Below are 25,692 nucleotides of genomic sequence, written 5' to 3' on the forward strand. Positions count from 1 at the left end.
ATGATCAGCCATGCCGCCGTTGCGGGGCCGTTGCTGCAGGTCGACGGGGTCACGCTGGAATACAAGACGCCAGGGCGGCGTGTGCGGGCCACGCATCGTGTCGACTTCCAGGTCCATGAGTCAGATCGCTACGTTCTGCTGGGGCCGTCTGGCTGCGGCAAATCCACCTTGCTGAAGTCAGTCGCCGGCTTCATCGCGCCCACGGAAGGCGCCATCCGCCTGGATGGGCAGGCCGTGCGCGAGCCGGGTCCGGATCGCATCGTGGTGTTCCAGGAGTTCGACCAGCTGCCGCCCTGGAAGACCGTGCGGGAAAACGTTGCCTTTCCCTTGCTGGCGTCGCGCAAGGCCGGGCGCCGCGAGGCGAATGAGCGGGCCCTTCATTATCTGGACAAGGTTGGCTTGTCGGCGTTCGCCGATGCGTATCCGCACACCTTGTCCGGTGGCATGAAGCAGCGCGTGGCGATCGCGCGCGCGCTGGCCATGCAGCCGCGCATCCTGTTGATGGACGAGCCCTTCGCGGCGCTCGATGCACTGACCCGTCGCAAAATGCAGGAAGAACTGCTGGCCTTGTGGGAGGAGGTGCGCTTCACGCTGCTGTTCGTCACGCATTCCATCGAGGAAGCGTTGCTGGTGGGTAATCGCATCCTGCTGCTGTCGCCGCATCCGGGGCGCGTGCGCGCGGAGCTCAACGCGCACCAGTACGGCATGCACAGTGCCGGGTCGCCGGCGTTCCAGGCGACGACACAACGGATTCATGATCTGCTGTTCGACGTGCCGAAATCGGACGATGAAGCACGGCGCGCGGCGGCTTGATGGAGGCGTAATGCAGACAGAACTTCAATCCAGCCCTCGTCCCTCCTTGCCTCCCGTGCGCGAAGAGTACGAACGTGAGCTCGCGCCTTTGCCCGATCTTGCGGTGGAAACACCGTTGCCATGGCTGGAACGCATCTGGGGTCGCGCGGCGGTGCGCAAGGCCCTGATCCTGATCATCCTGGCCGCGTTGTGGGAGCTGGCCGCGCGCCTGACCGACAACGACCTGCTGCTGCCTGGCTTCGTCGCCACGGCCAAGGCCTTCGCCGAGGGGCTGCTGGATGGTGAGTTGCTGGCGCGCGCCGCAACGTCGCTACGGGTGCTGATCAAAGGCTATGTCGCCGGCGTCGCGCTGGCATTCGTGCTGACGACACTGGCGGTCTCGACACGCGTGGGACGCGATCTGTTGTCGACGTTGACGGCCATGTTCAATCCCTTGCCGGCGATTGCCTTGCTGCCGCTGGCCCTGCTGTGGTTCGGCCTGGGCGAGGGCAGCCTGGTGTTCGTGCTGATTCATTCCGTGCTGTGGGCGCTGGCGGTCAACACGTATGCGGGCTTTCTGGCAGTGCCTGACACTCTGCGCATGACCGGGCGCAATTACGGCCTGCGTGGCATTCCTTATGTCTTGCAGATCCTGATACCGGCCGCCTTGCCCGCCATTCTTGCGGGCCTGCGCATCGGTTGGGCCTTTGCGTGGCGCACCTTGATCGCCGCCGAACTGGTGTTCGGCGCATCCAGCGGCAAGGGCGGTCTGGGCTGGTACATCTTCCAGAACCGCAACGAACTCTACACCGACCGTGTCTTCGCCGGCCTGGCGGCTGTCGTCCTGATCGGGCTGCTGGTCGAAGTTCTGGGTTTCGACAACCTGGAACGTGTCACGGTGCGGCGGTGGGGGATGCATCGGTAGGGCAAATCTTTCCGGGATGTTGATCAACGACACCCTGCCAAGAGATGGACTCATTCCTGATGGTGTCATTGTCCCTGTCTCGGCGACCATTGCCAGCCGGTCCAGTACCCGGACCTGACAGGGCACACGGCCTACATTGCACGCGTGATCCTGGTGACCGTGGCGCCAAGGCGGGCGGACGTAAACCCCGCAAGTAAAAACACCCCGGATACCGCAAGGCATCCGGGGTGTGCGAAGGGGTGTGCCCCCTGGACCGCGTTGTGGCCCTATATCAAATATCGATATTCCCCGCCGACAGCGCGTGGGTTTCGATGAAGTTGCGGCGCGGTTCGACGTCGTCGCCCATCAGGGTCTGGAAGACTTCGTCGGCGGCGATGGCGTCTTCGATCTGCACGCGCAGCAGGCGGCGCACCTTGGGATCCATGGTGGTTTCCCACAACTGCGCGGGGTTCATTTCGCCCAGGCCCTTGTAGCGCTGCTTGCTGACACTGCGCTCGGCTTCGCTACGCAGCCAGCGCATGACTTCGCGGAAGTCGTTGACACCGGCTTCCTTGCGCTTCTCACCTTCGCCGCGCGCGACCAGCGCGCCCTTGCCGATCAGGCCCAGGAAGGTCTTGGCCGAATGCGACAGGACGCTATAGTCGGCACCCGCCACGAACGTTGCGTCGATCACGCTGATACGCGCGTTGCCATGGCGCATGCGGCGCACGATCAAGCGCTGCTTCTCCGTGCTGGCGTCGACTTCGGGCGTCACCGTCACGGCATTGGGTGCCAACGGATCGAACATCGCTTTCTGCAGGGCTTCGGCCGACGCGGCCGCGCTTTCCGGCGTGTCCAGGGCGATCTCCACGCCTTCGGCCATGGCCGACAGCGCAGCTTCGTCGATCATGCGCGACGCGCGTCCAATCACCGCATCGGCCAGCTCGTACTGACGCGCCAACTCGGCCAGGGCGTCACCGCTGATCGGCGCAGCACCTTCGGTCGGCACCAGCGAAGCTTCCTTCAACGCCAGTTGCAGCATGAACACCGCTTCTTCCTGGTCATCCTTCAGATACCGTTCGTCGCGACCGACCTTGACCTTGTACAGCGGCGGCTGGGCGATGTAGATATAGCCGCGCTCCACCAGCTCCGGCATCTGGCGATACAGCAGCGTCAGCAGCAGCGTACGGATGTGCGCGCCGTCGACGTCGGCGTCGGTCATGATGATCAGGCGGTGATAGCGCAGCTTCTCGACGTTGAAGTCCGGACCGATGCTGGTGCCCAGCGCGGTGATCAACGTGGCGATCTGCTCGCTGGCGATGAGGCGGTCGAAACGCGCCTTCTCGACGTTCAGCACCTTGCCGCGCAGCGGCAGGATGGCCTGGAACTTGCGGTCGCGGCCTTGCTTGGCCGAACCTCCTGCCGAGTCACCCTCGACGATGTACAGCTCGCACAGCGCCGGATCCTTTTCCTGGCAATCGGCCAGCTTGCCGGGCAGGCCGGCACCTTCCAGCACGCTCTTGCGACGCGTCATCTCGCGTGCCTTGCGCGCGGCTTCGCGTGCACGCGCGGCCTCGACGATCTTGCCGCACAAGGCCTTGGCGTCGTTCGGATGTTCCTGCAGCCACGTATCCAGCGTGCGCGCGACGGCGTCTTCCACGGCCGGACGCACTTCGCTGGAGACCAGCTTGTCCTTGGTCTGGCTGCTGAACTTCGGCTCCGGCACCTTGACCGACAGCACGCAGGCCAGGCCTTCGCGCATGTCATCGCCGGACGTTTCCACCTTGGCCTTCTTGGCCAGTTCGTTGTCGGCGATGTACTTGTTCAATATCCGCGTCATGGCCGCGCGCAAGCCCGTCATGTGGCTGCCGCCATCGCGCTGCGGAATGTTGTTGGTGAAGCACAGCACGCTTTCGGAGTAGGTGTCGTTCCACTGCATGGCGACGTCCACCGTGACCGGCACGCCGCCCGCGTTCGACTCGGCACTGACCGAGAACACATTGGGATGCAGGACCGTCTTGCTGCGATTGATGTATTCGACGAAACCCTTCACACCACCGGAAAAGGCGAAGTTTTCTTCCTTGCCCTGGCGTTGGTCGACCAGGCGGATCTTCACCCCGTTATTCAGGAAGGACAGCTCGCGCAGCCGCTTCGACAGAATCTCGTAGTGATATTCGATGTGGTTGAAGATGATGGGATCGGCCAGGAAACGCACTTCGGTGCCGCGCTTTTCCGTCTTGCCGGTCACTGCCAACGGCTCCACCCGCACGCCTTGGCGGAACTCCATCTCATGCACTTCGCCGTTGCGCCGGATGGTCAGGCGCAGCCATTCCGACAGCGCGTTGACGCAAGACACGCCCACGCCGTGCAGGCCGCCGGACACCTTGTACGAGTTCTGGTCGAACTTGCCGCCCGCATGCAGTTCGGTCATGACGATTTCCGCCGCGCTGCGGTGGAATTCATCGTCCTTGTGGATGTCGGTCGGAATGCCGCGGCCGTTATCCGTGACCGAGATCGAATTGTCGGTATGAATGGTGACGACGATGTCGTCGCAATAGCCGGCCAGCGCCTCGTCGATGGCGTTGTCCACGACTTCGAAAACCATGTGATGCAAGCCGGTGCCATCGGACGTATCGCCGATGTACATGCCGGGGCGCTTGCGCACGGCCTCCAGCCCCTTGAGCATCTTGATCGAATCTGCGCCGTAGTCGGCGTTCTCGGGATTGGTATTCGGAGTGTCGGACATATGTCTTTTCGTTTACTGATTCAAAGAGCCACCAGCCTGGAGGGCTGGCACACCGGGCCGGAGGATGCCGGTCGGGCGAAGGAGGACGGACGCACGCCGCGGGTTCGCAATGATCGCGGTAATCGCGAAGGACGTGCCCTGGACCGGCTCCATGCGGGCCCGGCCCAGGGCACGTTCTTCGCTTAGATGCGCATCGGCATGACGACGTACTTGAACTGCTCGTCGTCAGGCAGCGTGATGAGCGCGGATGCGTTCTGGTCGGGCATCACGGACCACTTGATTTCCTCGACCTTGATGTTGTTCAACACGTCCAGCAGGTAGCTGACGTTGAAGCCCACATCGAGCGCCTCGTGGCCGTAGTCGATGTCGATCTCTTCCTGCGCCTCTTCCTGCTCGGCGTTGGTCGAGGAGATCTTCATCACGTTCTGCGCCAACTGCAGGCGCACGCCCTTGAACTTGTCGGTGGTCAGGATGGCGGCGCGCTGCAGGCTGCCTTGCAGGGCTTCGCGATTGACCAGGAAATGGCGCGTGTAGGACGTCGGAATGACGCGCGTGAAATCCGGGAACTTGCCTTCGACCAGCTTGGACACCAGCTCCACATCGCCGAAGCGGAAACGGATCTGGCCCGGCGCCACGTCGATATCGACCACGGCGTCGCTGTCGTCCAGCAGGCGCTGCATTTCCAGGACGGTCTTGCGCGGCACGATGACTTCATGGCGCTCGGCAATGCCGTCGGCTTCCGTGGAGCTGTGCGCCAGGCGGTGGCCGTCGGTGGCCACGGCGCGCACACGGCCCGGTTCGAACACCAGCAGCATGCCGTTCAGGTAGTAGCGGATGTCCTGCTGGGCCATCGCGAAGTGCACCATGTTCAGCAGATGGCGCAGCGATTTCTGCGACACGCTCAAGGACACATCCCACTGCTCGGGCTGGGCCACGGTGGGAAATTCGCTGGCGGCCAGCGTCTGCAGCGCGAAGCGGCTCTTGCCGGTCTGCACTGCCAGCTTGTTGCTGTTCAAGGCCAGCTTGATGTCGCCGGTGTCGGGCAGGGCCTTCAGAATATCCACCAGCTTGCGCGCGGCCACCGTGATGGACTCGTTGTCGCCGCCCACGCCGAAATCGGCGTGCGTGGTGATCTGCACTTCGAGGTCGGTGGCGATAAACGACACCCGGCTCCCCTCTTTGCGCATCAGGATGTTCGCCAGGATGGGTAGCGTATGCCGTCTTTCGACGATGCCCGCCACGGTCGACAGCGGTTTCAGCAATGCATCGCGTGTGGTTTGTACGAGTTGCATGTTCATCCTTTTAGAGTTTGTTCCAACACGTGCAGGGTATGGTTAAGTTCAGCAAGCTTGGCCCGGGCATCCGAGATTTTGCGCACGGCATGCAGCACCGTCGTATGGTCCCGGCCCCCGAAGAGATCCCCAATCTCCGGCAAGCTTTTCTGCGTCAGCTCCTTGGCCAGGTACATGGCCACTTGGCGCGGCAGCGCGATATTCGCAGGGCGCCGTTTCGAGTACATGTCGGCGACCTTGATTTTGTAGAAATCCGCCACGGTCTTCTGGATATTCTCCACCGTGATCTGGCCGTTGGACACCGACAGCAGGTCTTTCAACGCGTCCTTGCAAACATCCACCGTGACGACGTCGCGGCCATGGAAGCGGGCGTACGCCAGCACCTTGCGCAGGGCGCCTTCCAGCTCGCGCACGTTGCTGCGCAGATGCTTGGCGATGAAGAACGCCACCTCCTCGGGCATGGGCACGCCTTCGGATTCGGCCTTGCGCAGCAGAATGGCGACGCGCATCTCCAGTTCCGGCGGTTCGATGGCCACGGTCAGGCCCGAGTCGAAGCGGGAGATCAGGCGGCTGTCGATGCCGGCCAGTTCCTTCGGATAGGTATCGCTGGTGATGATGATCTGTTTGCGCTGCGCGACCATCGCCTCGAAGGCGTAGAAGAATTCTTCCTGAGTCCGGTTCTTGCCGGAGAAGAATTGGATATCGTCGATCAGCAACAGGTCGAGCGAATGGTAGTAGCGCTTGAAATCGTCGAACGCCTTGCGCTGGTAAGCCTTCACCACGTCGGACACGTACTGGTCCGCATGCACGTAGCGCACGCGCACGCCGGTGCCCGCCGCCACCATGGCGTTGCCGATGGCGTGGATCAAGTGGGTCTTGCCCAGTCCCACACCGCCATACAGGAACAGCGGGTTGTAGGAGATGCCGGGATTTTCCGCCACTTGCAGCGCGGCCGCGCGGGCCAGCTGGTTGGCTTTACCGGTGACGAAGTTCTCGAACGTCAGGTCCGTGTTCAGGCGCGAACGTTCGTAGACGATGTTGGCCGCCTCGCTGTTGGCCGGCGGCAGCGAGGGAGGCGGCGCCGGCGCGACGGACGGGGCATGGCCCAGGCCATCGGCCAGGCTGCCGCTCATGCCGGTGCCGCCACCGTTGGCCGCGCCTTGGGAGCCGCCATGGGCCGTTCCATTCAAGCCTGTGGCCACGTCCTGTCCCGCTGCGTTCGCCGCGGCGGCGGCGGAGGCCGCATTGGCGGCAGCCATTGCCGCCGCGCCGCTGACACCCGTGCCGGCGAGATTGGCCGCGCGCGGACGCGGCGCCAGCGGCAGGCGGCCGCCTGCACCGGCCGGCAGCTCGAACTGCACCTGGACGGGACGTTGGAACCATTCAGCGGCCAGCGACTCAATCTGTTGAGCGTAATTCTTGCGTACCCAATCCAGCTTGAAGCGGTTGGGTGCGGAAATGCGCAAAACGGCCTGCGCTTCGTCGAACGCAACCGGCACCAGCGGACGTATCCACGCGCTGATTTGCTGGGGGGGGATTTCCTGCTCAAGACGACTGACGCAGGTCTGCCAGAATTCTTTCATGTCGCTCTTGTCTAAACCTCGATTCTACCTTGCCCGGGCTGTACTTATCCACAGGCCTGAGTAGCCGGCTGCCCGGAAGTGGCCCCTAACTGTTTGACAAGATAGGGAAAACTTGCTGAAATGATGGGCTTTACCGAATTTTGCATGCCCCAGGGGCACCCTACAGGCGCAGCGCGCCCGTGGACCCAAGGCAAAAATCTTCGTAATAAGAAATTCGGTTCCGGAACTCCGGACCCAGAAACTGGCTTTGCCTTCGCCTACGTCCACCAGGACGTGGATGGACAAGCAGGCCGTGTCGACTGGCAGCGTCGCGGCGGCCGCACTGAAAGAAAGTGTGGCTGGTACCAGGACGCGCCCCCCGTAAATTTTGTTCTTTTTGTGGACCTTCCATGAAACGCACCTTCCAACCTTCCGTTACCCGCCGCAAGCGCACCCATGGTTTCCGTGTGCGCATGAAAACCCGCGGCGGCCGCGCCGTCCTGAACGCTCGCCGCGCCAAGGGCCGCAAGCGTCTGGCCGTCTGATCGCCACGCCGCGATCCGAGGCACCGGCCCTCGTGCCGGCGCCAGCGCCTGACATGCCGCGCACCACGCTTCCCCCGGGGGCGAGGATGCACCGCCCCTCCGAGTTTGCCGCCGCCCTCAAGGGCCGCCGGCTGGCACGAGGGGCGTTTTTCATGGTGACTTCCGCCGCCAGCACGCAAGCGCCTGGGCAGGCCTGTGCTCGCCTGGGCCTGGTCATTGCCAAGCGCAATGCCGCGCTGGCCGTGACGCGTAATGCGCTCAAGCGGGTCATCCGTGAATCCTTCCGCCACTGCCGACACGGCTTGCGGCCGGCCGATTATGTCGTCCGGCTGCATGCTCGCGTGCCCAGCATGTCGCTGACGGCGCTGAAACGGCTGGCGCGCGCCGAAGTGGATACCCACTTCGAACGCATAGGCCGAGTGCCGGCGCCGCGCGGGGACGCCGCGGGCGGCAAGCCGGGCAGGCCGCCTGGGGCTGCTCCCGTGGTGGCATCGCCGCAGCCGGCTGCCGAGGCAGCGCCGCCTGAGGTCGCCAAGCCATGATGCGCGCGCTTTCAGTGCGTTCGATATCGGCACGTTCCCTGTGGATCGCGCTGCTGATCGCGCCGATCCGGTTCTACCGTTTTTTTCTCAGTCCCTGGATCGGGCGGCAATGCCGATTCACCCCAACCTGTTCGGCCTACGCCATCGAAGCCATCGAAACCCACGGCGCGCTGCGCGGCGTGTGGCTGGCGGCGCGGCGTATCGGGCGCTGCCACCCCTGGAGCCCTGGCGGATTGGACCCCGTTCCGCCCGCTCCGGGAACTTCCGGCCCCTGTGGCGGCTCCCATTGCCACCGTGCCGGTCATGATTAACGCTAAACTGGCGGGCTTTGCTGGTCTCGCTTTCACCTTGTAGGCGCCATGGATATCCGACGCACCATCCTTTGGATGATATTTTCGTTCTCGCTGTTGCTCCTTTGGAACAACTGGCAAGTCCATAACGGCAAGCCCTCGCTGTTCGGTGGCACGCCGCCCGCGGCCACGGCCCAGGCCCCCGCCAGCCCGCAGAACGGGACGCCGGCCTCCCCCACCACCGCCATTCCTTCCGCTCCGGCTGGATCCAGCGCGCCTGGCGCGGCGGCGGCCGGTGGCGTGCCTACCGCCGCGGCGGCCCAGGCTGCCCAATCGCAGCGCGTGGTCATCACCACCGACGTCCTGCGCCTGACCTTCGACACCACCGGCGCCCAAGTGGTCCGTGCCGAACTGTTGAAGTTCCCGGACGCCAATCACGACGACCAGCCGACGGTGTTGCTGGACGACTCCAAGGACCTGCAATACCAGGTGCAGTCCGGCGTGGTCGGTTCGGCCGGCACCCAGGGCTTTCCCACCCACCAGACGCCGTTCCGCATGGTTTCCTCGGAGCGTTCGCTGACCGGCGACTCGCTGGCCGTGGTGTTCGAAGCGGAATCGGGCGGCCTGAAGGTCACCAAGACCTACACGCTGCATCGTGGCCGCTACGACATCGACGTGCGTCACGACCTGACCAACACGGGCACCGATCCGCTGCGCCCGGCCCTGTACCTGCAACTGCAGCGTGACGGCAACAACCCGCCCGATACGTCCAGCTTCTATCACACGTTCACGGGCATGGCGGTCTATTCGGACCAGGACAAGTTCCAGAAAGCCACGTTCTCCGACATCGAGAAGAAGAAAGCCAGCTACATCAAGCAGGCCGACAACGGCTGGATCGGCGTGGTGCAGCATTACTTCGCCACGGCCTGGATCCCGCCTCAAGGCAAGACTCGCAGCAACGAACTGCTGGAAGTGGCGCCGAACCTGTTCGCCGCCCGCACGGTGGAATCGGTGGGTGACGTGGCGCCCGGCGCCTCGGCCACGGTGGATTCGCATCTGTGGATCGGACCCCAGGACCAGAAGGCGATGTCTGCCCTGGCGCCCGGCCTGGAACTGGTGGTCGACTATGGCGTGCTGACCATCATCGCCAAGCCGCTGTTCGCGCTGATGACCTGGCTGCATTCCATCCTGGGCAACTGGGGCTGGACGATCGTTGCGCTGACCGTGCTGGTCAAGGCTCTGTTCTATCCCCTGGCCGCCACCAGCTATCGCTCGATGGCGCGCATGAAACAGGTGGCTCCGCGCTTGCAGGCCCTGAAAGAAAAGTATGGCGACGACAAGCAGAAGCTGAACGCCGCCATGATGGAGATGTATCGCACGGAGAAGATCAATCCGCTGGGCGGCTGCCTGCCCATGGTGGTGCAGATCCCCGTGTTCATCTCGCTGTACTGGGTGTTGCTGGCCAGCGTGGAAATGCGTGGTGCGCCGTGGCTGGGTTGGGTGCATGACCTGTCGGTGCATGACCCGTATTTCATCCTGCCTGCCATCATGATGGCCACGATGTTCCTGCAGATCAAACTGAACCCGACGCCGCCGGATCCCGTGCAGGCCAAGGTCATGATGATCATGCCTTTGGTGTTCGGCGGCATGATGTTCATGTTCCCGGCCGGCCTGGTCTTGTACTGGTGCGTCAACAACACCTTGTCGATCCTGCAGCAATGGACCATCACGCGTCGCTTGAAGCGTGAAACCGAGGCAGCCGCCGCGAAGTAAGCGGCAAGATAGCGAGTTACCAGATTTCTCGCATCGACTGGAAAGCCACCGAAATTCGGTGGCTTTCTTCATTTACAGCGTCGGTGTCCCTACACCTGCCGGCTCTGATACCCCGCATCAAAATTTCTGATTGGACGCTGGACGGCACGGGCCTTATGGTTGGCGCACGATAAATGACTATAAGGAGACAACCATGTCCAGCTTGCGACGCCTCGCACCCACCCTTGCGCTCAGCCTTGCCCTGACCGGCGTGGCCGCGCAGGCCGGGACGGTGACGGTGATTACTTCCTTTCCCAAGGATTTGACCCAGGCTTACAAGGTTGCCTTCGAGAAAAGCCATCCCGGCATCACCCTGGAATTCCTCAACAAGAACACCGTCGCCGGTATTGCCTACGTACGTGAAACCCCCGCCGGCCAGCGGCCCGATGTGTTCTGGGCCAGCGCCCCCGATGCCTTCGAACTGCTGGGGCAGGCCAAGCTGCTGGCCAAGGCCAGCGACCTGGCCAACCCCAAGGTGCCGGACAAGATCGGCAGCTTCCCCATCAACGACACCAACGGCCTGTACTTCGGCCAGGCCCTGGCCGGCTACGGCATCATGTACAACACGCGCTACCTGAAAGCGCACAAGCTGGCCGCGCCGGTCGAATGGAAGGACCTGCTGGCACCAGCCTGGTTCGGCCACGTGGGCATCACGTCGCCGTCCCGCTCGGGCACCATGCACCTGACCGCGGAGACCATCCTGCAAGGCGAAGGCTGGAACGAAGGCTGGCGCACGCTGCTGCGCATGTCCGGCAACAGCAGCGCGGTGACCGAGCGTTCCTTCGGCGTACCGGACGGCGTCAACAACGGCCAGTTCGGCGCCGGACCGGTGATCGACTTTTTCGGACTGTCGAGCAAATTCTCCAAGTTCCCGGTGGAGTTCGTCTATCCCTCCGAAACCTCCATCGTGCCGGCCAATATCGCGCTGATCGCCGGCGCCAAGAACACCGAGGAAGCCAAACAGTTCATCCGCTACTCGCTGGGCCTGCCGGGCCAGGAACTGCTGCTGGATCCGAAGATTTCGCGCCTGCCCGTGCTGCCCTATGGCGAACTCAAGGGCAAGATCCCGGACGGCTATCCCGATCCGGCGGAAATCGCCAAGCGCAGCAAGGTGCACTTCGACGTCGATCTGTCGCAGTCGCGCTACTACGTGGTGCAGTCGCTCTACGACCAGACCATCACCTTCCGCCTGAAGGAGTTGCAGCAGGCCACCAAGGCCATCTATGACGCTGAACGCAAGCTCGGCGACAAGGCCAGGTCAGGCAAGGCCGCGGAGCTGCTGGCGCAAGCCCGCAAGCTGGCCTGGGATCCCCTGGTCGATGAAAAGCAGGCGGCCGATCCGGTGTTCCAGAAGCTGTTCTCGGGCGACAAGCGCGATGCGTCGGTCAGCCAGAAGATCACGCAGCTGGAAGGCGAGTGGAACGGCAAGGCCCGCGCCAACTACGACGAAGCGGTGAAGCTGGCGGGCCAGGCAGCAGCGCTGTAGGCGCGGCGCGCGGTTCTCTCCCCCTTTCATTCCCCTCCCCGGCCCGCCCGCGCAAACCGGCGGGCCGCGCTTCCCGCGGTGACGGCCAGCGTCCGTTCCCCGCATTCCGGATGTCGCATGCGAAATTCTTCTCCCCTCGGCTTGAGCAAGGGGCCGGCGGCGGTCGCGCTGCTGGTGCTGGCCTTTCTGTTGCTGTTCCTGGTGGTGCCGGTCGCCATGGTGTTCCACACGGCCTTCGTCAACGCCGACGGCAGTTTCACCCTGGGGCACTTCCGCTCCTTCTTCAACCAGCCCTTGATGCAGGAGGCCTTCTTCAACAGCCTCTATGTCGCCGGCTGGTCGACGCTGCTGGCATCGCTCATCGCCGTGCCGCTGGCGTACTTCACCGTGCGCTTCGAGTTCCGCGGCGCCTTGATCATCCAGACGCTGGGCGTGCTGCCCCTGATCATGCCGCCCTTCGTCGGCGCGGTGGCGATGCAGCTGATATTCGGCCGCTCGGGCAGCGTCAACCTGCTGCTGGGCGACTGGTTCGATATCAATCTGCCGCTGATGGAGGGCCTGAACAGCGTCATCTTCGTCGAGGCACTACATTACTTCCCCTTCATCCTGATGAACCTGGTGGTGGCGCTGCGCAATATCGACGGGTCGATGGAAGAAGCGGCCTTCAACCTGGGCTCGCGCGGCTTCCGCCTGTTCCGCCGCATCATCTTCCCGCTGGCCCTGCCGGGTTTCGTGGCTGGCGCCTCGCTGGTGTTCATCAAGGTCTTCGATGACCTTGGCACGCCCCTGGTGCTGGGTGCGACCAATATGCTGGCGCCGCAGGCCTACCTGCGTATCACCCAGGTCGGCCTGGAAGATCCCCTGGGCTATGTGATCGGCGTCATCATCATCGCGTTCTCGATCGGCTCGCTGTGGCTGTCCACGCGCCTGCTCACTGGCAAGGATTATTCGACGCTGCAGAAAGGCGGCGGCTCGATCCAGAAGCGCCGCCTGCGGCCGATGGAAAGCGCGCTGGCCTACGGCTGGATCTTCCTGGTGCTGCTGCTGGTGCTGTCGCCGCACATCGGCGTGCTGCTGCTGTCCTTCGCCAGCGTGTGGAGCTACGCGCCGCTGCCCGATGGCTATACGCTGGCCCACTATGCCTCGGTGTTCCAGGATTCCAGCGGCATGATCGCCAACACCCTGCTCTACTGCGGCCTGGCCGCGGGCCTGGACGTGGTTCTCGGCACCGCCATCGCCTATCTGCTGCTGCGCACACGGCTGCCCGCCCGCCAGTGGCTGGACTGGCTGGCTTCCGCGGCGCTGGCCATACCTGGCATCGTGCTGGCAATCGGACTGCTCCGCACTTTCCGCGGCGTCGAGATTCCCTTCACGGGCACCATGCTCACCGGATCCTGGGTGCTGATCATGATCGCGTACTCGGTGCGGCGCCTGCCTTACGCCTTGCGCTCCTGCGTCGCCTCGCTGCAGCAGATCAACGTCTCGCTGGAAGAGGCCGCGCAGTCCATGGGCGCCAACCGTTGGCGTACTATCCGGCGAGTGGTCGTGCCCTTGATGGCTGGCGGCATGCTGGCGGGATTCGTCACCAGCTTCATCACGGCGGCGGTCGAGTTGTCGGCCACGATCATGCTGGTGACGCGTGAAAGCCAGGCGCCCATGAGCTATGGCATCTATCTGTACATGCAGAGCGCTTCGGGACGCGGCCCTGGCGCGGCGCTGGGGGTGCTGGCCGTGGTGGCGGTCGCCATCGGCACCTACGCGAGCCACGTGCTGGTGCAGCGCTCCACCGCGCGGCAACGGCCGGCGCGGACGAACAATAACGAAGAGTTGGAGGCACTATGAAAAAGGTCGGTGTCGAATGCCGGGACATATCGCTGTCCTATGGCAAAACGCAGGTGCTCAAGAACCTGAACATCACCATCGAGCCCGGCGAGTTCTTTGCCCTGCTGGGACCGTCCGGATCGGGCAAATCCACCCTGCTGCGCCTGATCGCCGGCTTCAACCAGCATGAAAGCGGCCAGTTACTGGTCGACGGCAAGGACGTCACGGGCATTCCCCCGTGGAAGCGCAATATCGGCATGGTGTTCCAGAGCTATGCGCTCTGGCCGCACATGACGGTGTACGACAACGTGGCATTCGGTCTGGTCGAGCGCAAGGTCCCGCGCGCCGAACAGCGCGAACGTACCGAAGCCGCGCTGGCATTGGTGGGGTTGTCGCAATATGCCAAGCGCCGGCCCAACGAGTTGTCCGGCGGCCAGCAACAACGCGTGGCGCTGGCACGCACCATCGTCATCGAGCCGCAGGTGCTGCTGCTGGACGAACCCTTGTCCAACCTGGACAAGAAACTGCGCGTGCAGATGCGGCGCGAGTTGCTGGCGCTGCAGCGGCGCCTGGGCATCACCACCATCTTCGTGACGCACGATCAGGAAGAGGCCATGACCACGGCCGATCGCATGGCGGTGCTGGATCACGGCGTGGTGCAGCAGATCGGTTCGCCGAACAATCTGTTCGACTTCCCCGTGAACCGCTTCGTGGCCAACTTCGTCGGCACGATGAATGTGCTCGAAGGCGCCGTCAAGGAACGCGCCAGCCAGGGCGTGGTGCTGTCGGTGGATGGCGTGGGCGACCTGCACTTGCCGGTCAACGGCGACCTGCCCGATGCCCCGCGCCTGGCGGCCAGCTTCCGGCCGCACACGGTGCGTATCGACCTGGCCGGGGGCGCGCCCGATGCCCGCTACGTGTGGCTGCCGGGTGTCGTGCATGCCAGCGAGTTCCAGGGCGAGTTCACGCGCTACCAGGTGATGATAGGCGAGCAGTGCATCACCGCCGACCAGTCGCATCTGGCGGGGCTGTCGATCTTTCCCATAGGCGCGCCGGTGGCGTTGGGCCTGGAGCCCAGCCAGGTGCGCCTGCTGGCGGCCTGACGGCGGCATGGAGATCTATCAGATCCGCGCCTTCATCAAGGTGGCACGCCTGGGCAACGTGACGCGCGCGGCGGAAGCCCTGTCCTTGACGCAGCCGGCGGTGACTGCGCAAATCAAGGCGCTTGAGCAGAGCCTGGGGGTGGCGCTGTTCGACCGCAGCGGCGGCCGCCTGGCGCTGGCCAAGGCCGGCGAGGCACTGCTGGAGACGGCGGAACAGCTGGTGGCCCTGGGCAATCAGCTGAAGTCGGCGGCGCAGGCCTTGCAAGGCGAGTTGCACGGTGTGCTGGAACTGGGCGTGCCCAGCGAACAGCCGGACTTCCTGCGGCTGGGAGAATTGGCGGCGACGGTCATGCGCCAGTTACCGCTGGTGGAATTGAAGACGCATGTGATGCCAGCCGAGATCCTGGCCGACCAGGTCGCGAATGGGCGTCTGGCGGCAGCCTTGACGCTGGCCGCCGCGCCGCCGCGTGGGCTGCAATGGATGGCCTTGCGCAGCGTGCGCTATCGCGTGGCATTGCCGCGGTCCCTGGCCGATACCCTGCGCAAGGGTGGGTGGCGCGAGCTGGCGCAGCTGCCGTGGCTGGACGGGCCAGCCGGCAGCCACACGCACCTGCTGTTGCGCGACTTGTTCGAGCGGCACGGTTTGAGTCCGCGGGTGGTGATGCGCAACGATGATCAGGCGAACCTGATGGCTTTGGTGCGCGCCGATGCCGGTTGCGCCTTGCTGCGCGAGGAAACCGCCTTGCAGGGTGCGGCGGCGGGCGATTGCACGGTGTGGAGCAATGTGCACGCCGACGCTACGCTGGGGTTCATCGTGTCGCCGGACCGCGCGGCGGAGCCGCTGGTGGTGGCGTTGGAGTCGATGGTAAGAGAGGTCTGGCTGGCTTGATGTCGGCCTGCAAGCTGTCGGCTTACAAGATGGCGGCTTGCATTAGGGTCGCGATCGAACGACCTTCAATCGAAGGCCAGTGCTTTCTCTCCGCTGCGGGTCAGGCGCAGCGCGCGCGAGTCCCCTTGCCGCTCCACCCATTTGCGCGCGATGAAATGCGCCAGTAGTGCGTCACCCAAGGCACCGCCGATATGAGGCCGCCGCGCGCTCCAGTCCAGGCAGGGGTGCGCGAAGCTGCGCCGAGTCTTGTGGATGCTGTCAGCGTCCAGGCCGATGCCGCGCAGATAGTCTTTCCCGGCGGTGGTCAGGACATACTGCCCGGCGCGGGATCGCAGGTAGCCTTGCGCGAGAAAGGCATCGTGCACCCGCACCGCCACGGCACCCGCCATGTGCTTGTAGCAGGTGCGCGCTTCGCACAGGTCCGGTGGCGTGCGTGGCTTGAAGGGCGTGGCCCGCACACCGGCGACGACCAGCAAGGCTTCCAACGCCGCACCCACGTCCGCATTGGCCAGGCGATAGTAGCGGTGCTTGCCTTGCGTGGTCTGCGCCACCAGGCCCTGTTCGCGCAGGCGGGTGAAGTGGCTGCTGGCGGTGGAGGTGCCGATGTCGGCGACGGCGGCCAGTTCAGTGGCCGTGCGCGCGCAACCATCGAGCAGACTGCACAGCATGCGGGCGCGGGCAGGGTCGCCGATGGCGGCGGCCACCGCGGCAAGCTGGCTGTCGACGGCGTCAGCGTCAGCGTCGGCGGCGGGATGGGCAGTGTCGGACATGATTCGATCCAGGTCGAAGTATGGATACGTTGCTGCAGCATACTGGTGGCCTGTCCATGACTACAAGAAAAACATGTCGATGAGCATTGCCGCGCGGGAGGGGGCGTTCTTCGGCCCTAAAGTGATCGCGGCCACCTTCGTGCTGGCGGTCTTCGGGTGGGGCGTGGGGTTCTACGGGCCGCCCGTTTATCTGCAATCCGTGGTGCAGCGCGGCGCGGCCGATGTGGCGTGGGCGTCGGCCGCCGTCACCTGGCATTTCGTGTTGGGCGCCTTCGTGGTGGCCAACCTGCCCAGGCTTTACCGGCGCGTGGGGGTGGCGCGGGTCACGGTGGCGGGGGCCGTGGTGCTGGCATTGGGCGTGTATGGCTGGGGCATCGCCGCGACACCGGCGCAACTGTTCCTGGCGGCGAGCTTGAGCGGCGCGGGATGGGTGACGATGGGGGCCGCGGCGGTCAACGCATTGATCGCGCCCTGGTACGCCGCGCGGCGGCCGGCGGCGCTAGGCATGGCCTATAACGGCGCCAGCCTGGGTGGCGTGGTGTTCTCGCCCTTGTGGGTGCTGCTGATCGGCGGCCTGGGATTCGCTGCTGCCGCGGCGGCCGTAGGTGTCGTGATGGTGGCCGTCATGGCAGGGCTGGCCGTGAGCGTGTTCCGCCATACGCCTGCGTCCAAGGGGCAGGCAGCGGATGGCGCAAGTAGTACTGTCAGCCGACCGGGCATGAAGGGCGGAGATGTCTGTAGTGCGGCCACGGCTGCCGCTGTCATGTCGGCGACAGTAGCAGCGACAGCCACCCGATCCGCTGGATGCGCGGCGGTCGGCGCGGCCGTTCAGGCAGACAACGCATCCTTGCCTGCCCCCGTGGCTAACGTGTGGCGCGACCGGCGTTTTCTCACCTTGTGCGCCGGCATGGCCTTGGGGCTGTTTGCGCAGATCGGCCTGATCGCCCATCTGTATTCGCTGCTGGTGCCGGTGATGGGTGAAAAAGCCGCCGGCGTGGCGATGGGCTTTTGCACCGCCTGCGCGATAGCAGGCCGTACAGTGGTGGGCAAGGTGATGCCTCCGGGCACCGACCGTCGCCGGGTCGCCGCGATTGCCTATGGCCTGCAGGCGGCCGGCGTCATCGCCCTGCTATTGAGTGTATGGCTTGCGTCATCTGACGCTGCGATCCCATCGATGACAGGTAGCACCTGGGTGGTCGCGCTGCGCTGGACGGGGCTGCTGCTGTTCGGTTCCGGCATCGGCAATGCCACTTCCCTGCCGCCACTGATTGCGCAGACCGAGTTCACCCGCGCCGATGCGCAACGGGTCATCCCCTTGATCGTGGCGGTGTCGCAAGGCACGTATGCGTTCGCGCCGGCACTGTTCGGCCTGCTACGCGACAGCGGCGGCCCCACATGGCTGTTCCCCGCTGCCGCGGCCGTGCAGCTGGCCGCCATCGCGGCCCTGCTGTCGTACTCGCGCCGTCCTATTTGGTCGCGTCCGGCGCATTCGGACGATGCGTAGGCTCACCGCTGCGCGCCTCGTTGTCGGCGGCGCGATTGGCTTGATCGAAGCCAGGCTGATCGTGCCGGCCTGCCCGCGGCGGATGATCCATGTCGGGTACGTCCTGCTTCAAGTCGTCACGCGGTGAAGGGCGCGGCGCGTTGCGATTCGTGTTGGGCTGGTTGAACATGCGTTTCTCCTGTCTAGGGATGAAACACCTCGGCCGCAAGCACCATGCCGTCGCAGCGCCCGGCGCTCGCTGCTCATTGATGAGGTCGCCGCAGCAACGATGGCGACGAACGACGCCGCGTGGGGGTGGACGCATCGATGAGCGACAGATGTTTCAATGAATAGAAATAGCTCTCATTTGTATTAGAATCCGGGGTTTGCCGAAAAAATAGGCCGCGCGCGCTCCGCATGACGCGTGAGCCACCGATTCCCGATGTCCGCAAAAGCTTCCCATCTGCCTCTTGCCTATCGCTGCGCCGTGCTGTCGCGCGTCCTGGCCGCCGGTCCGGCCGGCTATCTGTTTGCCTATACCGCGACCACGCTCACCGGGCATCTGCTGCTGCCCGCGGTCACGCGCGCCGACGCCGCGCTGGCGGCAACGATGGTCGGGTTCCTGGTCTACGCCATCGCGGTATTGGTGGTCTTCGCCAGTGCCAGCGCCAGGCGCGCATGGAGCTGGGTGCTGGGCGGCACGCTGCTGTGCTACGCCCTGGATCGGTTGCTGATGGGAGCGCTGGCATGAGGCCCGACGGCAAGGTCGAAGGCTTGCGCCAGTCCATGTCCTGGCTGCATACCTACACCGGTCTGCTGCTGGGCTGGGTCCTGTTCGCCATGTTCCTGACCGGCACGCTGAGCTACGTGCGCGACGAGATCACCGCCTGGATGAAGCCGCCGGTGCAGCATTCCTTCGCCGACGCGCAGACCGCCGATCGCGCGGTGGCGGCGTTGCGCAAGCTGGCCCCCGACGCCGAACAATGGACCATCGACCTGCCCACCGCGCGCCAACCTGCCGTGGAGGCCAGCTGGCGGGCCAAGGGCGCGGCGCAAGGCCGACGGGGACGTGAGGCCGTCATGCTGGACGCGGGCACGGGTGAAGTCTTGCAAGTGCCGGAGACGCGCGGGGCGGACTTCTTCTACCGCTTCCACTTCGAGTTCTACGGCATGTCGGTCTACACCGGACGCATCATCGCCGGCATCGCTGCGTTCTTCATGCTGGTGGCCATCATCAGCGGCGTGATCACGCACAAGAAGATCTTCACCGAGTTCTTCACGTTCCGTCCGCGCAAGGGCCAGCGCTCGTGGCTGGACGCACACAACGCCATGGCCGTGCTGGGCCTGCCGTTCCACTTCGTCCTTACCTTCACGGGCCTGTTGCTGCTGATGTTCATACTGCTGCCCTGGGGGCTGGACGCGGCCTACGACGGGCAGCGCAACCAGTTCTACCAGGAGCGGCGTGCCCAGTTCGATCCCAGCCTGGAACGCCCCGCGGATGCGGCCGCGCCGGTGGCGGGCGTGCTGGCGCTGGACCGGATCCTGCACGATGCGGACCAGAAGTTCGACGGACGCGGCATCGACTCTTTCGTGGTCAAGCATCCCGGGCTGGCGGACAGCACCGTGGAAGTGCGGCCGGCCGCGGGCGACCGCCTTACGGACTATCCGGCACGCCGGTTGTTCTACACGGCCGACGGCTTGCCGCTGCAGGCGCCGCCCGAGACCGCTACCGCCTGGAGTACGGACGTCTATCGCGCCATGATCAATGTGCACATCGGACGTTTCGCCGGGCCCGCGCTGCGGTGGGTCTTTTTCCTGTCCGGGATTGCGGGCACGCTGATGGTGGCCACGGGCCTGGTCCTGTGGGTCGTCAAACGCCTGCCTGAACGGCGCAAGGCAGGCGCCACGCCTTTCAGCCATCGGCTGGTGGAAGTCCTCAACACAGGCGCGATCGGCGGCCTGACCGTCGCCATCGGCAGCTACTTCTGGCTCAATCATCTGCTGCCCGCGGCGTTGAAGGATCGCTCGTTATGGGAAATACGCGGCTTCTTCTGCGTGTGGCTGCTGTGCGCGCTGCATCCGCTGTTGCGTACGCATCGCCGCGCATGGATCGAGCAACTCTGCCTGGCGGCGGTATTGCTGTTCCTGCTGCCGGTGCTGAATGCGGCGACCGGCGGGCTGCCCTTGTGGCGCAGCCTGGCGCAGGGCCAGTGGAGCATCGCCGGCTTTGAATTGAGCGCCATGGCGGTGGCGGTGCTGCTGGCCTTCGCGGTGCGCAAGTTGCGCGCGGGAGTTGGCTCAGGTGCCGGCAGGGGCGCCGGTAAAGCCGCGGCCAGGCATGCGGGGCACGTTACGGCCACGGGCGCGGCGGCGGCGGTCACGGCCATGCAATCCCGTGACCTGGAGTCGCGCGAGATGGGAGTACAGCAATAATGGCGTGGGCTTGCCTGCTACTGGCATTCGCGGGCTTCGGCGCGATTGCCGCGTCGATGGACCGTCACTACGAAGATCTGCTGCGGCGCGAGCCGCCGGTGCGCACGCGACGTCTGTTGCGCAGCGTCGGCTATGCGGTCCTGGCCTTGGCCTTGTGGCCGGCCATCCATGCGTGGGGGGCTTCGGTAGGCCCGGTGCTGTGGCTGGGCGCGCTGACCATGGCCGCGCTGCCGTTGGCGCTGCTGTTGACCTATCGCCCTGCATGGGCACGCCAGGCCGTGTGCGCCGCCCTGCCCCTGGGACTGCTGGCCTGGACCTTCGCGGCCTGAGATTCAGGGAAGAACGGTTTTATCTATTTTTGGAGGCGGTGCCCCCAAAGCCCACGGCCGCTGCGGGGCGTGTGATTTACACGGCCCTCTGTCAAACACCCTCGGCCAGCACCGCGCGTATCGACGCCAGCGCGCGCTCGATATGGCTGTCATCGATATGCCGATGCGTGACGCAGCGCAGGCGCGTGGCGCCCCAGGGACGCACGGCCAGGCCGGCCGCTTGCAGATCCCGCACCCACGTGGCGCTGTCGCGTCCGCTGCGGGACACGTCGATCTGGATGATATTGGTCTGCGGCACCGTGGCGCTGATGACACCCTGCAGGGCATTGACGCCATCGCTCAACAAGCGCGCACGCACGTGATCTTGCGCCAACCGCGCACCCATATGTTCCACCGCATACAGTCCCGCTGCCGCCATCAGGCCGGCCTGGCGCTGCGTGCCGCCTATCATGCGGCGCAGTGAACGGGCACGTTCCATCACGGCTTGCGGGCCGCTGAGCACGGCACCCACCGGCGCGCTCAGGCCTTTCGACAGACAAAGGGATACGGTGTCCGTGTGCTGGGCGATGACAGCCGGCGCCACTCCCAATGCCACCGCGGCGTTGAACAGGCGCGCACCGTCCAGATGCACCGCGCTGCCATGCGCGGCCGCGATCTCACGAACCGCACGCATGTAGTCCAGGGACGGCACGGCACCCGCCGCGTTGTTGTGCGAGGTCTCCATCGCCACCAGCGAGGTCTTCAGCTTGTGGCCGCCCCCTGGCACGCTTTCGGCCAGGCGTTGCAGGTCCATGGCGCCGTCCACGCCAGGCACGGCCAGGTAAAAGAGATTGGTGAAGGTAGCCGCGCCACGCTCCGACGTGTACATGTGCGCATTCGATTCCAGCACCAGTTGCTCGTGGCTGGCCGTCTGTGCCAGCACGGCCAGCAGGTTGGCCATCGTGCAGCTGGGCACGAACAGGCCCGCGTCCTTTCCCAGAAGCGCGGCCACGGTGCTTTCCAGCTGGCGCACGGAAGGATCGCCGTCCAGCCCGTCATCGCCGATGGGCGCGGCGCGCATGGCTTCCAGCATGGCCTCGGTGGGGCGCGTGACCGTATCGCTGCGCAGGTCGACGAAGTGGCCGGGAAGTTCGGTTTGAACGGAAGCGGAAACGGAAGTGGAAGTGGAGGCTGCCATGGGGATTCTTCTGGGTAGCTGCGCGTCAGCGCGCGGGGATGATGCGCTTCTCCAGCAACCTGACCGACTGCGAAGCGATGAAGCTGATGGCGATGTACACGACGGCGACGAACACATAGAGTTCGACCAGGCGGCCGTCGCGCTGGCCGATCTTGGACGCCGCGCCAAGGAAGTCCGTCAGCGCCAGCACGTAGACCAGTGACGTGTCCTGGAACAGGATGATGACGCGCGTCAGCAGCGCCGGCACCATATTGCGGATGGCTTGCGGCAGCACGATGCTGAGCATGGTCTGGCGTTGCGTCAGGCCCAGCGCCATGCCGGCATTGAACTGGCCGCGCGCGATGGACTGGATGCCGGCGCGCATGATCTCGCAGAAGTACGCGGCTTCGAACATCGAAAACGTGATCACCGCCGAATTGAACGCGCCCACCTGGATGGGCCGGGGCGAACGCAGCAGCCACGCGCCCAGGTAGGGCACCAGGAAGTAGAACCAGAAGATCACCAGCAGCAGGGGAATCGAGCGCATGGTGTTGACATAGACCGTGGCCGGCACCGACAGGATCTTCAGCGGCGACAGCCGCATCAATGCCAGCAGCGTGCCTATCACCAGTCCCGCCAGCCCTGCCAGGGCGGTCAGGGTCAGCGTGAAGGTCATGCCCGTGCCGAACAGATAGGGCAGCGCGTCGCGAATGGCGCCGAAGTCGAAATTACCCATGACGGCGCCCCTCAGTGCTTGCCGGCGATGAGGCCGGGCACTGCAAAACGTTTTTCCAGGCCGCGCAGGCTCAGTACCACAGCGCCGTTGATGATCAGGTAGACCAGCGTGGCGGCGCTGAAAGCCTCGAAGATGTGGAAGCTGAATTCCTGCATGGCGCGCGCCTGGCCGGTCAGTTCCAGCAGGCCTATGGTCAGCGCCACGGAGGAATACTTGATGGTGCCCATGAACTCCGAAGTCAGCGGCGCGATGACGATGCGATAGGCCTCGGGCAGGATGATGTGGCGGTACACCTGTGGCTGGCTCAGGCCCAGCGCGGTGCCAGCCTGGAACTGGCCGCGCGGCAGCGACTGGATACCGGCGCGTATCTGTTCACACACGCGCGATGCGCCATACAGCGTCAGGCACAGCAACGCCGGCACGAACTGCCCCCAGGGTTGCGGCATCTGCTTGATGGCCAGGCCCAGCGACTTGGGCACGATCTCCGGCACGACGAAGTACCAGAGGAACATTTGCACCAGCAGCGGGCAGTTGCGGAACAGTTCCACATAGACGGTGCCGAACCCGCGCAGCGCGCGGGACGTGCACGTGCGGAAGACCGCCAGCAGGGAACCCAGCGCCAGCGCCAGCACCCAGGTCGATAGTGACAGCGCCAGCGTCCAGCCCGCACCCATGGCCAAGGTCTGCAGGAAGTTATGTACGCCGTCGGGCGACATCTCCAGAAAGACCTGCCAGCTCCAGTCGTAATTCATGCGTGTATCCAGGAATGGATGGGGCCGGTAGTGGCGCGTCGGCGCCCTTGCCGCGCGTTAACACGCGGCAAGGGTGCCGATACGCAGGGTCCGGCGTGGCCCTTATTCGTAGGCCGCCGGGTCGCCCGAGTCGGTGGGATGCGCCAGCGCGCGCTTGAGCGCGTCGCTCATCGGATACTTCAGGTTGATGTTGCGCGGCGGGATGGGCGAGTTGAAGTACTTCTCGTAGATCGCCGCGATCTTGCCGTTCTTCATCAATTCGATGACGGCGTCATCGACCACTTTCTTGAAAGCGGGATCGTCCTTGGGTTCCATGATGCCGTACGGCGCCAGCTGCAGGCCCTTGGTGCCGATGACGAAGTCGTCGGGGCTCTTGGACGAAGCCACCGAACCGTAGGCCAGGCCGTCGTCATTGGCCGAACCGGCGGCGCGCCCGGACTGCACCATCAGGAATGTCTCGCCGGTGTCCTTGGCGCCGATGACCTGGATGCCGTAGTTGTTCTTGGCATTGATCTCGGAGATCAGGCGGAAGGTCTGGCCGCCGGCCTGGGCCGCGATGGCCTTGCCACGGAAGGTCGCGGGATCGTTGGGATCCACGCCCGCATCCCTGCGCGCCATCAGCACCACCTGCGCGACGAATGTCGTCGGGGCGAAGGACACCAGCTTGTGGCGGTCCGGCAGGTTGGTGGTGTTACCACATTCGAGATCGATGGTGCCGTTGTTCAACAGCGGGATGCGCGTGGCCGAGGTGGTGGGGTTGTAGCGCACGTCCAGCTTGGGCAGTTTCAGGTTCGCCTGCACCGCCTTGGCGATTTCCTGGCAGATTTCCACCGTGTAGCCGATCGGCTTCTGTGTCGCGTCCAGGTAGGAGAACGGGACCGAGGATTCCGGATGGCCGATGACGATGGCGCCCGTCTCGCGAATCTTGTCCAGGCGGCTGGCGCCCTCGGCATGCGCCGTGGCGGCGCTGGTGGCGGCAACGAGCAGCGCCGCGGCAAACGTAGTGGTGGTTTTCAAGTCATTCCCCGGTCTTCCCTGGCACCTTGGCGGTGCTGGACTGTGATACCGGACTCGTAGTGGTCCGGATGGCGAAAAGTATGTCTTACCTGTAATGTTTTTCCCAATTCCACTTTTGTATCGTTCTATACAGTTCTGGTATGACGAATCCACGCTTGGGCCTGCGCCAGATCGAGGCCTTCCGGGCCATCATGGTGTCCGGGTCGATGACCGCGGCAGCGCGCCGCATGCACACCTCGCAGCCGCAGGTGAGCCGGCTGATCGCGCAGCTCGAAGCGATCACGCAGTTCCCCCTGTTCGAACGCAATGGCAGCCGGCTGACGCCGACACTGGACGGATCGCGCTTCTTCACCGAGGTGGAGAAGACGTTCATCGGCCTGGCCGGACTGGAGTCGGCGGCGGCCAGCATCCGCTCGTTTTCGGCGGGCCGCCTGAATGTGGCCGCCATGCCGCGCCTGGCCGGCGGGCTGCTGGCGCGCATCGTCGTGCGCTTCAAGGCGCAGTACCCGGACGTCATGGTGTCGATCCAGTCGGGCAATGCCGGCACGGTGCATGACTGGATCACCTCGGGCTTTTGCGAGGCCGGCCTGGCGATGCTTTACAGCGACGTGCCGGGGGTACAGGTAGAGCCCGTGATCAATACCCGTTGCGTCGCGGTGCTGCCGCGCGGCCACCGCCTGGCGCGCCTGAAGCGGCTCAAGCCCGCCGATTTCGTCGGCGAGCCGTTCATCTCCTTTCCCATGGGCAGCGCGCTGCGCGAACGTATCGACGGTATCTTCCAGACGGCCAAGGTGGAGCGGCACATCGTCGCCGAGGCTGGCCTGGGCGCGTCGATCTGCGCCCTGGTGGCGGCCGGCCTGGGCGTCAGCCTGATCAATCCCGTGGCGGCGGGCGAGGAAAAACTGGAGGGGGAAATCGAGGTGCGGCCATTTTCACCGGCGGTGCCGGTGATCATCGGCCTGCTGTATCCGCCGTATCACAATCGTACGCGCCTTGTGAATGTCTTCGCGGAGCTGGCGCGCGAGGTCATGCGGGAGGAACTGGCGGCGTTCGACGACGGCGCCGCGCGGCGCAAACAGGGCAGCGTTGGCGCGCTGTAGAAGAACAGGCTTGGCCAGGAAAGGCCGGTCCATGGAGCAGCTCGCCGGCAATGCTTGTGAGGACAAAGCTGGTCCGGATAAGGCTCGGCCCCGGGGGACGGGGCCGAGGTACTGCATCGGGAGGACTTCCTG

At 64.9% G+C, this 25,692-nt stretch carries 23 protein-coding genes and 1 pseudogene; 15 read left to right on the top strand and 9 right to left on the bottom strand.

All coding sequences use genetic code 11. The features are described from left to right. On the top strand, positions 1-813 hold the full coding sequence (locus tag CEY05_RS16925) for an ABC transporter ATP-binding protein (protein ID WP_088596687.1): 813 nt from the start codon (positions 1-3) through the stop codon (positions 811-813). Positions 814-823: 10 nt separating this feature from the next. Next, on the top strand, positions 824-1,717 hold the full coding sequence (locus CEY05_RS16930; protein WP_088596688.1) for an ABC transporter permease: 894 nt from the start codon (positions 824-826) through the stop codon (positions 1,715-1,717). A 271-nt stretch (positions 1,718-1,988) separates the two neighbouring features. Here CEY05_RS16930 and gyrB read toward each other — a convergent pair whose 3' ends face one another. The 3 genes from gyrB to dnaA form a co-directional block, all read right to left on the bottom strand. Beyond that, a complete protein-coding gene (gene gyrB, locus CEY05_RS16935; RefSeq protein WP_088596689.1) occupies positions 1,989-4,442 on the bottom strand; it encodes a DNA topoisomerase (ATP-hydrolyzing) subunit B in 2,454 nt (817 codons plus the stop codon). A 182-nt stretch (positions 4,443-4,624) separates the two neighbouring features. Next, on the bottom strand, positions 4,625-5,734 hold the full coding sequence (dnaN, locus tag CEY05_RS16940; RefSeq protein ID WP_198952812.1) for a DNA polymerase III subunit beta: 1,110 nt from the start codon (positions 5,732-5,734) through the stop codon (positions 4,625-4,627). Between the two features lie 2 nt (positions 5,735-5,736). Then, positions 5,737-7,317 carry a chromosomal replication initiator protein DnaA gene (gene dnaA / locus CEY05_RS16945; RefSeq protein ID WP_143220481.1) on the bottom strand — a complete coding sequence of 527 codons (1,581 nt, stop codon included), beginning with the start codon at positions 7,315-7,317 and terminating at the stop codon, positions 5,737-5,739. A gap of 389 nt (positions 7,318-7,706) precedes the next feature. On the opposite strand from dnaA, the gene rpmH reads away from it, so the two are divergent. From rpmH to CEY05_RS16990, 8 genes and pseudogenes are all read left to right on the top strand, one after another. Then, positions 7,707-7,841, top strand: a complete 135-nt coding sequence (rpmH, locus tag CEY05_RS16955; protein WP_057654304.1) for a 50S ribosomal protein L34 — start codon at positions 7,707-7,709, stop codon at positions 7,839-7,841. A gap of 53 nt (positions 7,842-7,894) precedes the next feature. Beyond that, a pseudogene (locus CEY05_RS16960) lies at positions 7,895-8,260 on the top strand (ribonuclease P protein component); the annotation flags it as partial. A 122-nt stretch (positions 8,261-8,382) separates the two neighbouring features. Continuing rightward, positions 8,383-8,694: a membrane protein insertion efficiency factor YidD gene (gene yidD, locus CEY05_RS16965; protein WP_369825968.1), complete on the top strand. Its 312-nt coding sequence runs from the start codon at positions 8,383-8,385 to the stop codon at positions 8,692-8,694. A gap of 48 nt (positions 8,695-8,742) precedes the next feature. Continuing rightward, positions 8,743-10,446: a membrane protein insertase YidC gene (gene yidC / locus CEY05_RS16970; protein ID WP_088596692.1), complete on the top strand. Its 1,704-nt coding sequence runs from the start codon at positions 8,743-8,745 to the stop codon at positions 10,444-10,446. Positions 10,447-10,639: 193 nt separating this feature from the next. Then, a complete protein-coding gene (locus CEY05_RS16975; protein WP_088596693.1) occupies positions 10,640-11,971 on the top strand; it encodes an ABC transporter substrate-binding protein in 1,332 nt (443 codons plus the stop codon). Between the two features lie 117 nt (positions 11,972-12,088). Next, positions 12,089-13,813, top strand: coding sequence for an iron ABC transporter permease (locus CEY05_RS16980; protein WP_088596694.1), 1,725 nt, complete (start codon positions 12,089-12,091; stop codon positions 13,811-13,813). Continuing rightward, positions 13,810-14,895, top strand: a complete 1,086-nt coding sequence (locus CEY05_RS16985) for an ABC transporter ATP-binding protein (RefSeq protein WP_088596695.1) — start codon at positions 13,810-13,812, stop codon at positions 14,893-14,895. Before CEY05_RS16980 ends, CEY05_RS16985 begins: the two co-directional genes overlap by 4 nt. A gap of 7 nt (positions 14,896-14,902) precedes the next feature. Beyond that, positions 14,903-15,784, top strand: coding sequence for a LysR family transcriptional regulator (locus tag CEY05_RS16990; RefSeq protein WP_088596696.1), 882 nt, complete (start codon positions 14,903-14,905; stop codon positions 15,782-15,784). A 65-nt stretch (positions 15,785-15,849) separates the two neighbouring features. Here the strand turns inward: CEY05_RS16990 and CEY05_RS16995 are convergent, their stop codons facing one another. Then, on the bottom strand, positions 15,850-16,554 hold the full coding sequence (locus tag CEY05_RS16995) for a helix-turn-helix transcriptional regulator (protein ID WP_088596697.1): 705 nt from the start codon (positions 16,552-16,554) through the stop codon (positions 15,850-15,852). A 73-nt stretch (positions 16,555-16,627) separates the two neighbouring features. Here CEY05_RS16995 and CEY05_RS17000 point away from each other — a divergent pair, with 73 nt between their 5' ends. Next, the gene (locus tag CEY05_RS17000) at positions 16,628-18,058 is read left to right on the top strand and encodes an MFS transporter (protein WP_233161574.1); all 1,431 of its coding nucleotides are present in this window, start codon (positions 16,628-16,630) and stop codon (positions 18,056-18,058) included. On the opposite strand, the gene CEY05_RS17005 is transcribed toward CEY05_RS17000, so the two are convergent. Next, a complete protein-coding gene (locus CEY05_RS17005; protein WP_088596699.1) occupies positions 18,021-18,227 on the bottom strand; it encodes a hypothetical protein in 207 nt (68 codons plus the stop codon). The two genes, CEY05_RS17000 and CEY05_RS17005, sit on opposite strands and share 38 nt — an antisense overlap. A gap of 252 nt (positions 18,228-18,479) precedes the next feature. Here CEY05_RS17005 and CEY05_RS17010 point away from each other — a divergent pair, with 252 nt between their 5' ends. The 3 genes from CEY05_RS17010 to CEY05_RS17020 are packed head-to-tail and all read left to right on the top strand — an operon-like array spanning position 18,480 to position 20,799. Then, the gene (locus CEY05_RS17010) at positions 18,480-18,788 is read left to right on the top strand and encodes an iron transporter (protein ID WP_088597620.1); all 309 of its coding nucleotides are present in this window, start codon (positions 18,480-18,482) and stop codon (positions 18,786-18,788) included. Next, a complete protein-coding gene (locus tag CEY05_RS17015; protein ID WP_158219350.1) occupies positions 18,785-20,470 on the top strand; it encodes a PepSY domain-containing protein in 1,686 nt (561 codons plus the stop codon). The genes CEY05_RS17010 and CEY05_RS17015 overlap by 4 nt, the downstream gene beginning before the upstream one ends. Continuing rightward, positions 20,470-20,799, top strand: coding sequence for a DUF3325 domain-containing protein (locus CEY05_RS17020; RefSeq protein ID WP_198952813.1), 330 nt, complete (start codon positions 20,470-20,472; stop codon positions 20,797-20,799). The genes CEY05_RS17015 and CEY05_RS17020 overlap by 1 nt, the downstream gene beginning before the upstream one ends. Positions 20,800-20,890: 91 nt before the next feature. On the opposite strand, the gene CEY05_RS17025 is transcribed toward CEY05_RS17020, so the two are convergent. The 4 genes from CEY05_RS17025 to CEY05_RS17040 all read right to left on the bottom strand — a co-directional run bounded on the left by CEY05_RS17025 (position 20,891) and on the right by CEY05_RS17040 (position 24,460). Further along, a complete protein-coding gene (locus tag CEY05_RS17025; protein WP_088596702.1) occupies positions 20,891-21,976 on the bottom strand; it encodes a low specificity L-threonine aldolase in 1,086 nt (361 codons plus the stop codon). A 25-nt stretch (positions 21,977-22,001) separates the two neighbouring features. After that, positions 22,002-22,691 (bottom strand): amino acid ABC transporter permease, encoded by a 690-nt coding sequence (locus CEY05_RS17030; RefSeq protein WP_088596703.1) that lies wholly within the window; start codon positions 22,689-22,691, stop codon positions 22,002-22,004. An 11-nt stretch (positions 22,692-22,702) separates the two neighbouring features. Further along, positions 22,703-23,443, bottom strand: a complete 741-nt coding sequence (locus CEY05_RS17035) for an amino acid ABC transporter permease (RefSeq protein ID WP_088596704.1) — start codon at positions 23,441-23,443, stop codon at positions 22,703-22,705. Positions 23,444-23,545: 102 nt separating this feature from the next. Then, the gene (locus CEY05_RS17040) at positions 23,546-24,460 is read right to left on the bottom strand and encodes an amino acid ABC transporter substrate-binding protein (protein ID WP_088596705.1); all 915 of its coding nucleotides are present in this window, start codon (positions 24,458-24,460) and stop codon (positions 23,546-23,548) included. Between the two features lie 140 nt (positions 24,461-24,600). On the opposite strand from CEY05_RS17040, the gene CEY05_RS17045 reads away from it, so the two are divergent. After that, positions 24,601-25,560, top strand: coding sequence for a LysR substrate-binding domain-containing protein (locus tag CEY05_RS17045; RefSeq protein ID WP_088596706.1), 960 nt, complete (start codon positions 24,601-24,603; stop codon positions 25,558-25,560). Positions 25,561-25,692 lie beyond the last annotated feature (132 nt).

It is taken from the genome of Achromobacter sp. HZ34 (assembly GCF_002209485.1).
GTDB lineage: Bacteria > Pseudomonadota > Gammaproteobacteria > Burkholderiales > Burkholderiaceae_B > Bordetella_C.